Below are 11,958 nucleotides of genomic sequence, written 5' to 3'. Positions count from 1 at the left end.
ATTGGAGAGAGATCTCGTATTCACCCGAGCGCCCACCGAAGATCAACCCGACCCGCAGTTTCCTTCCTGGTCCCATATTACTGAGCCCTCCAGTCACCGATCAGCTCAATTTCCAATTCAAGGTGTACTCTGTATTTCTCGAGCACCTCTTGCTGCACCCGCCGAATCAGGGCGGCATAATCGTCAGCGGAGGCGTTGTCGTGGTTGATGATGAAATTGGCATGCACAGTGCTCACTTCCACCTGACCAATCCTCATTCCCTTCAACCCTGTAGCTTCAATCAGCCTTCCAGCATGGTCACCGGGTGGATTTTTAAAGATCGATCCCAACGAAGCCCCCGCCGGCTGAAAAGTTCGCCGCTTCGCCTGGAATTCATCCATCCTGGCTTGCACCGCCAAAGCTGTGCCCGGGCTCAATTTCAAGGTTGCAGCCAGAACCACCGCGTTGCCAGGCTGGCGTTTGAGACTGCTCGTCCGATACCCGTAATCCAACTGTTCTACTGACCACTCCTCCTGACAGATAGTATGTAAGGATTTAAGTTGCAAGATGTTTGCCACCAAAAGGCAGCTGGCCATATCGGCTCCATGGGCGCCTGCGTTGCCATACACTGCACCACCCACTGTGCCAGGAATCCCCGCTGCCCACTCCAGGCCGGATAACCCGTAGGCTGCAGCCTGGCGCGCCAGGGCACCAAAGTTCACGCCTGATTCAGCATACACAGCCGGTTGTGAGCCCTTGGTGAATTTAACCTTTTTAGCCCGGTTCAACACCACCAGCTCCCTTACCCCACGGTCAGATACCAGGACATTCGAGCCGCTTCCCAGGATGAAGAATGGGATGCCTTGCTCCCAGCAGGATGTAACCACCTGAACAAGCTCAACCGACGAGTCAACCGCGATCAAAAAGTCAGCATCTCCACCAATACGCGCTGCTGTATAGCGCTTCAGGGAGACATGCTCCTGCAGGTGGCTGCCGAAAGTACTGCGTAATTGATCGAGTTGAGTCTGGGTCAGGGTCACAGTATCTATCTCTAATGCTATATTGTCTTCACCATCTCAATAAGGTACATGATCAGCCTGGGTGAGTGCAGGGGGTCCTTACACATCGCCTCAAGCTCCTTGTGTGTGAACTGGCTCTTGTTTTGGGCGAACGGTCTCAAGAATAAAGATGCATAGGGCTGGAGTTCAACATCGTAGTCAAGATCATCCTTCAAATCCGTTGAATATCCTGGCCGATACGCTGCTGTTGGATTATTCATGCTTGCCACTCCTTTCCTTTAAGAGCTCCTGGACCTTTACACTGATCTGGTCGGCATCACCTGCAGAAAGAACGAGCAATATGTCTCCAGCTTCCAGGTGATTAACCAGGTATTCAGATGCTGGTAAAAATCCTGAGATATGCCTGGCGTCCGGGTAGGTCATGGCTGCCACCACCTGTCGGGATGAAAAACCATCCTCGGGTTGCTTCTCACGGGCGGCATAGATATCGGTCACAATCACGTGATCAGCTTGCTCAAATGCATTGACGAAATCATTGAACAGCAGCCGTGTACGTGAATAGGTATGTGGCTGCCAGACCACCCACATTTTTTTATGGGGATAACGAACACGGGCAGCAGCGATGGTAGCCCTGATTTCCGTCGGGTGGTGGGCATAATCGTCGATGATCACGATCCCTCCGATATTTCCTCGCACATCAAACCTGCGGCTGGTGCCCTTGAATTCGGACAATGCCTTACTGGCATTGTCAAGGGGTAGCTGCAGCTGGTGGGCAATAGCCAGGGCTGCCAGTGCATTTTGAACATTGTGCTTGCCTGGCAGGCGCAGGTTTACTGGCTGGGCCATCTCAAATGGCTGATTATCCAGTGTGCACATAACAGTAAAACTCATACCACCCATCTGATTCAGGACGGGTGATTGAGCAATGTAATCCGCCGGATGGTTCACCTCACCGTTTTTCGTGTCTCTCATGCGGTATGAAAAGACTCTTTGCCCGCGTTGCCGGGCAAGCTCACCTAACCGGCTGGCCCCTCGATCATTCATACACACCAATAGTGTGCCATCATGGCCAATCTGCCCAGCAAACTGATCAAATGCGGTAAAGAAATCGGCTTCAGTGGGGTAGCAATCCGGGTGATCATGCTCAATATTGGTGATCACGGCCAATTTGGGCCTCAAGCCGAGGAACATGTGATCATATTCATCGGCTTCAATCACGAAAACCTGACCTTTGCCGGCATGGGCATTCGTCCCAGTATTGGTCAGGATACCGCCCACGATGAAGGTTGGATCCTGCCCAAGGTATGTCAACATCCATGCGATCATGGCGGTTGTAGTGGTCTTCCCATGCGTCCCGGCGACAGCGATCCCAAATCGTCCTTCCATCAAGCCTGACAGGAACTCGCTGCGTTTCACCACCGGGATGCCCAATTTTTGGGCTTCGATGACTTCCACATTGTCATCGGGAACTGCCGATGAGCGCACCACAATCTGGGCACCAGTCAGGTTTTCAGCCCGGTGGCCAATCTCGATGCGCACGCCATCTGCCTGCAGACTTTTCGCCATAGGTGACATTGCCCGGTCAGAGCCAGTGACCAGGTAGCCACTTTCCAGCAGCACCCGGGCGATCGCTGACAACCCCGTTCCTCCAATCCCGATGAAATGCACAGATTTTCTTTCAGTCATAAGAAGACCACAATCACAAAAATAAAAGCCAGGGCAATTGCGAAATAAATCAGCGGTACCCCTAGCCAGGCGGGAGCCATGTAGGCAAGCAGTTTGATGGCTGCCTGTCCCTGGGGAGTGCCCGCGTCGGGCGGGATAATATATTGGATTGCCTGGTAATTCGCCTGAGCCAGGAAGTACCAAATCGAACCCATGATGAGATAGCCATTCAAAGCTCCCAGGAAGACTCCCAGGAGCGAATCCTGGAACCGTTCACGAGCGAAACGGTCTCCGCCGATTTTCGGCAAGTTCGGGGTCTGGTACCCAAAAAATGCCAGGAGTGAAATTATGGCTACACGCATCCAAAATTGTGCGGTTGAGCCTGGCTCGGCAAAACTTTGCGTCAAGCCCTTGACGTAGGTCTCCAGCACGGTGATGATGAACAACGCCAGTATGGCACTTGCAGTCACCATCATCTCCTTCGCCCAGCCGCGCATGGCGCCAATCACTGCGAACAAGATCACGAAGCAGATGAAAATAAAGTTCAAATAAACCATCTGTGGCTCCTAAGTAGCCTGATCTCGATCATGGTTATTGGCTTTCCGAGCTGACGGCTGGCCCAGATCAAAGAGCATTGCCGCTATCCTGGCTGAAGCTTCCGGCCTGGCAAGCGACTTCATCGCCTGAGACATCTGCTCACGTTTGGCATGGTCTCGCATCAGCTCAAGCACCTTTTGCAGGAGCTGGTCTTTTAGCTGCGCGTCATCGATCACTTCAGCGGCCCCGTGCCTCACCAGGTAGCTGGCATTCACCCGCTGGTAGCGCCAGGCATAGGGATACGGCACCAGGACAGCTGGCAGGCCAAACAATGGTAGTTCGCCAAGGGTTGAGGCTCCCCCGCGGGTAACAGCCAGGTCCGCCAGCCGCATTGCAGCCCCGATTTCCTCATACAGGTAAGGGTACGGCCGGTAACGATTGAGCTGTTCGGTCGATAGCCCAAGGCGTGTCTCTTCCATCATCTGCCAATCCAGCCTACCCGTGATGTGGATGATCTGCATCTCCTTTAAGAGGTCCGGCAAAATCCCAGCCACAGCCTGATTAATCGAACGCGCTCCCTTGCTACCACCGAAAACCAACAATACGGGTAACTGCTCCTGCAAGGCAAAAAAGTTGCGGGCATCCGCCTCGGTCCAGCGGTCCAGGTCTGGGCGCAATGGATACCCGGTGACCTCCTTACAGGGGTGTTTGGGGAAAAAGTCACCCGATTCCTCGACGGTCAGTGCCAGGCAGTCACTGAATCGGGCGATTGTCTTGATCGCTTGGCCTGGCTCGATATCGGGCACGTAGAGCAGGCTTTTTGATCCGCCTGATAACCGGGCAGACAAGGCCATGGGGACAGCCACATAACCGCCCGTAAAAAATAAGACCTCCGGTCGAAACTTGCGCATGATTCGCCGGGAAGCAAAGAAACCTTTACTCAGCTGCCACAGGTTGCCTGGCAGGGCACGCAGTCCTACACCGTGCAATCCCGCGGCTGGAATGGCTTCAAACCGCAGGCCTTCGCGCTTAACCAGGTCAGCTTCCATACCACCAGCCCCTCCCACCCATAGCACTTGCAGCTCTTGGGTGTGAGTCTGGCTGCTGGCTGCAGGAACGCCTGTCAATTGCTCAGGCTGCATGCTCATCAGCTGCTTGAGGACTGACAGGGCGGGATACACGCCGCCGCCGGTCCCCCCTGCGCAGATTAACAACCGCATTGAATCCCTTCTCCTCATTTCTGCGTGATTTGTCAGACAATCTGGACACATTCAGGATAATTCCGATGGAGGCCATCACCACGATCAAGTTGGAGCCTCCTGAGCTCACAAATGGTAAGGCATTGCCAGCGAAAGGCAACAGCCCGACCATAACCAGCATGTTTACCAGGGCTTCCAGGGCAATCCAGAAAGACAAGCCACCAGCTAACAACATGCCAAGGCCATCGGGGGCTTTCCGGCTGATCGACCACCCACGCCACATAAAAACAACATAAAGGATGACCAGGATTGCCGCCCCCAGCACGCCAGTTTCTTCTCCGACAACCGCAAAAACGCTGTCAGTATGGGGGAACGGTAGCCCGTTGAGCTTGGTTTGCGATTTACCAATACCCACCCCGAGCCAACCTCCACGCATGAAGGCTTCCAATGAGCGTCGTACGTGCTCGGAGTACTGCAGGGGATCCTTCAAACCCGCTATAAAACTGTTCATACGGTCAGGGCCGGTCGGGAATAAACCTGACTTCATGACGAATACTCCCACCAGGACCCCAATCGCCATCATGAATAGGAAATGTTTTAATGAGCCACCCGCCAGGAAGAACATCAAAGTACCTAGCAAGCCAATCGTGATCACTGCGCTCAGGTCCGGCTGCAGGGCAATCAAACCGCCCACGAAACCCATGATTACTGCCAGAGGGATCGTTGCCAGATACATATTCTTAAGCAGGTCTCGCCGGTTATGTAGCCAAACCGATAAATAAATGACAATGCCAAATTTCGCCAGCTCGCTGGGTTGGATCGAGCCGCGGAACAAACTACGCACCGAACCCAGGCGTGTATCCTGGACGATTAAGACAGCCACCAGGGCAAATATAGCCAAACCCATCAATGGCAGGGCCAGTTTTTTCCAATAGTGATAATCCATCAACGCCAGGAAGATCATCACCAGGCTTCCCAACCCCAGCCAGCGGAGCTGGCGCATGAAAATATAAGCCGGTGAACCATATACCTGGAAAGAATAATCTGCACTGGCAGAGTAAACCATCAACATACCAAAGAGGATGAGGGCAATGACTACCAGTAAAAATGTCACATCGAAGCCCAGGTGGGCTGGGCGGTGTGTTTTCCCATGCACCCGTGCCACGACAGAACCGCCGTCAGGCTTCACTTGCATGACAGATTGAGCACCCATCGTTTAAATGCCTCCCCGCGCTCCTCGAAATCGCGGAATTCATCAAAGCTCGTGCCGCCAGGTGAGAGCAGGACGATATCATCTGTCTCAACCACCTGGGCTGCAATATCCACTGCTTGTTGCAAACCGGTACACTTATCCATCGAAAAAGGCCTATATCCATTTCTTGCCGGGCCGACCGCAGCTGAGATGATGTCTGCTGCTTCACCAAACACGATCAGGTGATCCACCCGGTCGTGAATCAGCTTTGCCAGCTCATACCAGGGTAGTTTTTTGTCACGCCCACCAGCCAGGAGCACGATCGGGCGGTTTACATCAGCTGGTGATTCAAATGAATGGATGGCTGCCATCACACGCTCGGGAGCAGTAGCGATTGAATCGTTATACCAATCCGCTCCTTTCCAGCTGGCAACCCATTCCAGGCGATGCGGCACACCTGTAAAGGCGGTAACAGCTTCGCGCATAGCTTCTACAGGCAACCCCGCAGCCTGGCTCACTGCCAGGGCTGCTAATACATTCTCCACGTTGTGCCAGCCCCGCAGCGGGATCTCGACTTGGCGAAGCACACGGATAACCACCTGACCAGTCCATAGGCACACCCAGTCACCATCGATAAATGCACCCTGGCCAATCGTAATTGGCTTATGGCTTCCGAACGAAACCTTCGTGCCCCGCACCCGGCCCAACAATGCCCACGCACCAGGGTCGTCATAGCCCAAGACCGCCATGTCGGTGGCATCCTGGTACTCCAGGATGCGGGCTTTAGCAGCCGTGTAGGCCTCCATAGTCGCATGCCGGTCCAAATGATTGGGGGTGATATTCAGGATGCAGGCGATATTCACGCTCGTGGTCATTAGCTCCAACTGAAAGCTGGACAACTCCAAAACCACCAGGTCATTCGGCTGCATTTCTTCCACTGCGCCAAGCAGGGGGGAGCCGATATTCCCGCCTACCCAGATTTTTTGATATGGGGTATTCCCGCCCGAGGTAGATACAGCCGCTTCGGCTATTTTTCCCACCAAGCTGGTGGTGGTGGTTTTCCCAGCTGATCCGGTGATCCCAATTGTCCGGCATGGACAGGCTTCCAGAAATATCTGCGAATCGTTGGTGAGCTGGATGCCTCGTTTCTGGGCTTCTTCAACCAGGGGCAAGCTCAGTGGTACACCACCTGAGACGCACACGACATCTGCACCATCCAGCAGTGAAAGCGGATGGCCACCGAAAGACCACTCAACCTGGGACGATTGGTCGCCCAATGATTCATCCAATGACTGCCTGACAGGCTTGAGCTGGTCATCCGATTTATGGTCGTTCATCACCACACGCGCGCCGTGCAATGCCAGGTAGCGGCCCACTGCCACTCCTTGCCGGGCTGCCCCGATGACGATCACGCGTTTATCCAACCAGCCAGTCATGTCTGTTTTGATTACCTTTATCCGATCGCTATAGCTGCTCCAATAATCGCAGCCAACAAACCGATTAACCAAAAGCGCTGCACAACCTGGGTTTCACTCCATCCCAGCAGTTCAAAATGGTGGTGAAGAGGTGTCATCTTAAATAACCGCTTACCCTTGGTAAGCTTAAAATAACTCACTTGCAACACCACGCTGACCATCTCGCTCAAGGGGATGATGGCAATAATGGGTAATAAAATCCATTGGCCAGTCATGAGAGCCACCACGGCCAGGGTGGCACCAAGTGCCAGGGCCCCCACATCGCCCATGATCAGTAGGGCCGGGTGGACATTGAACCACAAAAAACCGAATAATGCGCCTACCAGGGTGAAACAGAAGCGTGCCAGGAATAGCTGGCCTTGCAGCAGGGCGATCATCCCGAAGGCAGCGAAACAGGTCGCCGAGATCATTCCAGCCAGGCCGTCCAGGCCATCAGTAAAATTCACCGCATTGCAGAACCCGACAATAAGGAACGTCGCTAAGGGAATATACCAATACCCGAGCGAAAATTCACGATTCATCCAGGGCAGGTAAACCTCCGGTGCCTGCAGCACATAACGTAGGCCAATCGAGATAACAACCCCCATGAAAATTTGAATTATAAACTTATCCCTGGCGCGTAAGCCACGCACATCACTGTGATTTCCACGTAGCTTTTTCCAATCATCGAACGATCCTAACAACCCAAACGCGATCATCGTCCCCATGGGCAGGAAGATCGATTTACCCAGCATGGTAAAACCGAGTAGCGAAGCACCGTTGAATAGCAGTGTGATAAGTAACACCGGCAAGATGAATAGAACTCCACCCATCGTAGGCGTGCCAGATTTGGAAATGTGTCTCTGCGGACCATCCACGCGGATCGATTCGCCAATTTTCAGGTGGCGCAGGATGCGCAGCAACGGTTCACCCCAAATAATTGTCAGCATGAAGGAGAACCCCGCCAGGGCTAATGCATAAGCGCTTTCTCTCATACAGGGTACTCCAAAGCAGAAACAATGCGGTCCATTCTCATCAAGTTTGAACCTTTTACAAGCACGATATCGCCTGAATTCAAGTTGGGTTGCAGGTACTGGATGACCTGCTCGGCACTTTCCAGGATGGTGATTTTTTCAGCAGGTAATCCTGCATCCAGGGCTGCTTCCGCGATGATCTTGGCACGCTCTCCTAAGGTGATCAGCTCATCCACCACTTCTGCCGCGCGGATACCCACCATCTGGTGCCCATGCCGCTCGTACTGCCCCAGCTCAAGCATATCACCCAGCACAGCCACCCTCCGTCCTTCCAGGTCATGCAGCAGATTGAGGGCTGCCAGCATCGATTCAGGCGAGGCATTGTAGGTATCATCCAGGATCAGGGCACCGTTCTCTGTCCGGACCGCCATAAGACTCAGCTCAGTGCTGGCTGAGCGTAAGCCGCTGACGATCTCTTGCCAGGTCAATCCGTCCACCAACCCAACTGCAGCCGCGCGCAGGGCAGTCTGCACCGAATGCCGGCCAATCAACGGCACGCGCAGCTGCAAAACTTCCGCGGGGCGATTTACCTGCTGGCGATAATGCAGGAGAAAGCGGATGCCTTCCAGCCCCAGGCTTTCCACGTTGTCAGCCCAAAGGTCAATCGAGCTGTCCATCCCATAGAAAAAGACGTGCGCCTTTGTATTGCTTGCCATCGCTCTCACCAGCAGGTCGTCATAGTTCAGGATGGCATGCCCATCTTCAGGGAGGGCTTCAACCAGCTCTGCCTTACCCCTGGCGATGTCCTCCTGGCTCCCAGCCCGGGAGGCATGTACGGTACCAATATTCGTCACCACTCCTATGTGGGGTGATGCCAGGTCACAAAGAAAGTTGATCTCACCGGGGATGTAGAACCCCATCTCCAACACCGCCCGCTCATGCTGCTCGGTCAGGCTGAGCATTGTCAGCGGCAAGCCGATTTCGTTGTTCAAATTACCCTTGTTCTTCAAGGTGACATAACGCTGGCTCAGGACTTCCGCCACAACTTCCTTGGTGGTGGATTTACCCACACTGCCCGTGATGCCGATCACTTCAACAGGGAGCTTTTTCCGCCAGAACCTTGCCGCTTCTTGCAGCGCCGTTAGGGGCTCATCCACCAGCAGGCAGAACGAGCCATCCAGCTCACTCAGTTTCTTCTCAAGCTCTTCCTGGCTGGGTGTTTGCCTCAGGTCAATCGTATTGAATTGGCCGCGTAAGTCACGCTTTACCAGGGCAACCCTGGCACCTGACTCAAACGCCTCAGCAACAAAATCATGCCCATCATGATGTTCTCCGGGAAGAGCCACAAACAGGCATCCCGGCACTGCCTGGCGTGAGTCGATCTCCGCAGCGGGGATTTCAATGGCGGCGTTCGCAGGCCGTATACCTGTCAAAGCTTCGAGAACATCAGCCAATAAGATCACAAGTAGATCCTTAGTGATTTGCCAGGCTTTCCCTGACGCTGTCCGGTGGGATATCCATGAGAACCACCAGGCGTTGAACCATATCGCGAAAGACAGGTGCAGCCACAACTGAACCCCATTGTGAGCTGGTGGGCTTCTCCAGCCACACATACACCAGGAAGCGTGGATCGCCGACCGGTCCCCACCCAACGAAGGAAGCATTGGTCATATTACTGGAATATCCAGTCGGTGTGGCAATTTCTGCAGTGCCGGTCTTGCCTGCCACCCGGTAACCTTCCACCAGGGCATCCGACGATTCACCTTCGAGCGACTGGGCGAGCAGAGAGGTAAGGTGGCGGGCTGTTTCTGCCTGGATAGGCCGGCCCACAACCTGCGGTGTGGGAGTGTACTGGAATCCATCCCTGACCATCGAGCGCATAACGTGAGGCACCATCATCTCACCCTTTGCATTTGCAACGGAAGAGATCGCCATCGCCATTTGGATGGGTGTGACAGCCACACCTTGCCCGAACGAATTGGTTCCCAGCTCGGCTTCATACCAATCCGTATCACCTGGCACTTTCAGTCGGCCGGGTGCTTCGCTGGCCAGGTCAATCCCGGTCAGTCTGCCAAAACCAAAACTCTGTAAATACTGGTAAAAAGAGGTCGCTCCTAGCTGCGAAGCTACCCAGGTGAGGCAAACATTAAGCGAGTGGGCCATGCACCCCTGCATATCCTGGGCACCCCAGGCACCCCAATCCCAGTTGTGGATGGTGATACCTCCAATTTGGATCGCTCCCGTATCAACAAATTGTGTTTCCGGTGTGACCGCACCAGCATCCAGTGCTGAAGCCATCGTCAAGACCTTGAACACCGAACCCGGCTCGTAGTCCTGGCTGACGGCCCGGTTGTAAGGTGTGTTATCGGTAAAGACATCTGCATAATTCCAATATTCGTTGGGGTTCAAACGGGGTGTTGTGGCAATGGCCAGCATTTCACCGCTGTTGGGATCCATCACCAGGATCACACCGCCATCCGCACCACTGGCTTCCAATGCCTGATCCAGCACATCCTCGGCTGCAGCCTGGATCTCGCGGTCGATGGTCAGGATGATGTCTGCACCAGCTTTGAGCTGTGGAATCTCGGTTACTTCATACGGGTCGAGAGTCATCCATACCGACTGAGGCTCGCCTGCCAGCAGGTCATTGAATTCCTCTTCCACGCCGAACATACCCGTGCCTTCACGGTTGACAAACCCGAGGATATTCGCCCCAATTTGGTTTTCAGGGTAGTAACGCTGCAAGCGTGGCCGGTAAACCAGGCCATTCAAGCTGGGTTTCCCTGCTTCACCATAATCAACGTCTGGCAGGTTGGTGTAATTTCGCGCCCAGTCCTTTAATTGTTTCAGCTCATCAGGCGTTACAAAATCTGCCAGCTGGACATACGAATTTCCCGATAGTTGCGCATTGTGGATGGCAGAAAAGACCTCATCCGAGTACCCCACGTAGTCATATTCGGCATGATCCGCCAATACTCTGTTAAGGGCGAATGCGATGGAATCAGGATTATCCACACTATCCACCTGGGCGCCTACTTCGTAGACCAGTGTGCTGCCCGCCAGCAGCCGCCCGTAGCGGTCGTAAATATCACCCCGAGGTGGGTAGAAGATATGCAGGGTCCGGTTGTACTGTTCACCCTGTGAAACGAATTCTGTCCTCTCGGGGCTAAACTGAAGCCGCACCAGCTGGACGATGATCATGAAGCCAAGCAAGGCAAAGATGATTCCTAATAAATTAAATCGCCAACCGGTCAGTTTCTGACCGGCTCCATCACCTGCTATATGTTTTGTTTCAGGGGTTTCCCTGACAGGTTCCTGCCTGCGGAAGCGATCCACGGGAACCGTTTGATCGGCTATGACCCTGCTCATGGGACTGCCTCATTCACAAGCCGGCTGGTTTTCTTGATCTGCTCCGTGATCCAATCAAACAACGATTCTTTGAACTGCGGATCGATCAAGCTGGCGTTGACCACTACCGGCACAGGGGGTGGTGCCAGCGAGGTGGTCTGCCTGTCTATATACCCTGGTACCTCCATATACTGGATATTTTCGGCAGGGATTGAAGCAAGATTGAGATCTTTCACTCTCTCCTGCATGTTGGAATAAGAAGTGAGATAGGCTAGCTGGCTGGTGAGATTGGCAATCTGCTGGTCCAATTCCTCGATCGGCACGTAATCATCAACACTATCACTTGTGAGATTATGGTAGCCATATACCCGCACCTGCATCTCCTGGATCTCCCTGCCTACTGCTGCAGCTCTGGCAGTGACATTCAGGTAGATACCAGCAACGATCGCGGCACATACCAGAAACAATAAAATCACCCCGATCATGTACATTTGCTTCCGCCAGGGTGCTTGTGAGTATGCCTGTGTCAGGTGTTGAATATTTTCCATGTCCTATACCTATCTAAAAACCCGTCCGCTTTTGATAATTCGT

Annotated in this window: 11 protein-coding genes; all 11 read right to left on the bottom strand. The window is 53.7% G+C overall.

The annotated features are described in order from the left end of the window. Nucleotides 1-77 precede the first annotated feature (77 nt). Nucleotides 78-1,040, bottom strand: a complete 963-nt coding sequence (locus C3F13_14545) for a UDP-N-acetylenolpyruvoylglucosamine reductase (GenBank protein ID PWB51646.1) — start codon at nt 1,038-1,040, stop codon at nt 78-80. Beyond that, the gene (locus C3F13_14540; protein ID PWB51645.1) at nt 1,037-1,258 is read right to left on the bottom strand and encodes a hypothetical protein; all 222 of its coding nucleotides are present in this window, start codon (nt 1,256-1,258) and stop codon (nt 1,037-1,039) included. The genes C3F13_14545 and C3F13_14540 overlap by 4 nt, the downstream gene beginning before the upstream one ends. Then, nucleotides 1,251-2,684, bottom strand: coding sequence for a UDP-N-acetylmuramate--L-alanine ligase (gene murC / locus C3F13_14535; GenBank protein PWB51644.1), 1,434 nt, complete (start codon nt 2,682-2,684; stop codon nt 1,251-1,253). The genes C3F13_14540 and murC overlap by 8 nt, the downstream gene beginning before the upstream one ends. Further along, on the bottom strand, nt 2,681-3,220 hold the full coding sequence (locus tag C3F13_14530) for a hypothetical protein (protein ID PWB51643.1): 540 nt from the start codon (nt 3,218-3,220) through the stop codon (nt 2,681-2,683). The genes murC and C3F13_14530 overlap by 4 nt, the downstream gene beginning before the upstream one ends. 9 nt (nt 3,221-3,229) lie before the next feature. Beyond that, nucleotides 3,230-4,111, bottom strand: coding sequence for a UDP-N-acetylglucosamine--N-acetylmuramyl-(pentapeptide) pyrophosphoryl-undecaprenol N-acetylglucosamine transferase (locus C3F13_14525; protein PWB51660.1), 882 nt, complete (start codon nt 4,109-4,111; stop codon nt 3,230-3,232). A 220-nt stretch (nt 4,112-4,331) separates the two neighbouring features. After that, nucleotides 4,332-5,612, bottom strand: a complete 1,281-nt coding sequence (locus C3F13_14520) for a hypothetical protein (protein PWB51642.1) — start codon at nt 5,610-5,612, stop codon at nt 4,332-4,334. Then, complete coding sequence (gene murD / locus C3F13_14515) at nt 5,585-7,027, bottom strand: UDP-N-acetylmuramoyl-L-alanine--D-glutamate ligase (GenBank protein ID PWB51641.1); 1,443 nt, start codon at nt 7,025-7,027, stop codon at nt 5,585-5,587. The genes C3F13_14520 and murD overlap by 28 nt, the downstream gene beginning before the upstream one ends. A 17-nt stretch (nt 7,028-7,044) precedes the next feature. Beyond that, the gene (locus tag C3F13_14510) at nt 7,045-8,040 is read right to left on the bottom strand and encodes a phospho-N-acetylmuramoyl-pentapeptide-transferase (GenBank protein PWB51640.1); all 996 of its coding nucleotides are present in this window, start codon (nt 8,038-8,040) and stop codon (nt 7,045-7,047) included. Then, nucleotides 8,037-9,632, bottom strand: coding sequence for a UDP-N-acetylmuramoylalanyl-D-glutamyl-2, 6-diaminopimelate--D-alanyl-D-alanine ligase (locus tag C3F13_14505; GenBank protein PWB51639.1), 1,596 nt, complete (start codon nt 9,630-9,632; stop codon nt 8,037-8,039). The genes C3F13_14510 and C3F13_14505 overlap by 4 nt, the downstream gene beginning before the upstream one ends. After that, on the bottom strand, nt 9,493-11,388 hold the full coding sequence (locus C3F13_14500; protein PWB51638.1) for a hypothetical protein: 1,896 nt from the start codon (nt 11,386-11,388) through the stop codon (nt 9,493-9,495). Before C3F13_14500 ends, C3F13_14505 begins: the two co-directional genes overlap by 140 nt. Next, entirely contained in the window at nt 11,385-11,915 is a 531-nt protein-coding gene (locus C3F13_14495) for a hypothetical protein (GenBank protein PWB51637.1), read from the bottom strand. Before C3F13_14495 ends, C3F13_14500 begins: the two co-directional genes overlap by 4 nt. Between the last annotated feature and the right edge of the window lie 43 nt (nt 11,916-11,958).

This window comes from Anaerolineales bacterium (genome assembly GCA_003105035.1).
In the GTDB taxonomy this organism is placed as follows: Bacteria; Chloroflexota; Anaerolineae; order Anaerolineales; family UBA4823; genus FEB-25.
Note: the sequence above shows the minus strand (reverse complement) of the source record. Positions and strands in the feature narration are given on the sequence as shown.

Coding starts and splice junctions, on each gene's coding strand:
- C3F13_14540 (PWB51645.1), bottom strand. CDS start 1,258: ATGAATAATCCAACAGCAGCGTATCGGCCAGGATATTCAACGGATTTG.
- C3F13_14510 (PWB51640.1), bottom strand. CDS start 8,040: ATGAGAGAAAGCGCTTATGCATTAGCCCTGGCGGGGTTCTCCTTCATG.
- murD (PWB51641.1), bottom strand. CDS start 7,027: ATGACTGGCTGGTTGGATAAACGCGTGATCGTCATCGGGGCAGCCCGG.
- C3F13_14525 (PWB51660.1), bottom strand. CDS start 4,111: ATGCGCAAGTTTCGACCGGAGGTCTTATTTTTTACGGGCGGTTATGTG.
- C3F13_14520 (PWB51642.1), bottom strand. CDS start 5,612: ATGGGTGCTCAATCTGTCATGCAAGTGAAGCCTGACGGCGGTTCTGTC.
- C3F13_14500 (PWB51638.1), bottom strand. CDS start 11,388: ATGAGCAGGGTCATAGCCGATCAAACGGTTCCCGTGGATCGCTTCCGC.
- C3F13_14495 (PWB51637.1), bottom strand. CDS start 11,915: ATGGAAAATATTCAACACCTGACACAGGCATACTCACAAGCACCCTGG.
- C3F13_14530 (PWB51643.1), bottom strand. CDS start 3,220: ATGGTTTATTTGAACTTTATTTTCATCTGCTTCGTGATCTTGTTCGCA.
- murC (PWB51644.1), bottom strand. CDS start 2,684: ATGACTGAAAGAAAATCTGTGCATTTCATCGGGATTGGAGGAACGGGG.
- C3F13_14505 (PWB51639.1), bottom strand. CDS start 9,632: ATGTGTGGCTGGAGAAGCCCACCAGCTCACAATGGGGTTCAGTTGTGG.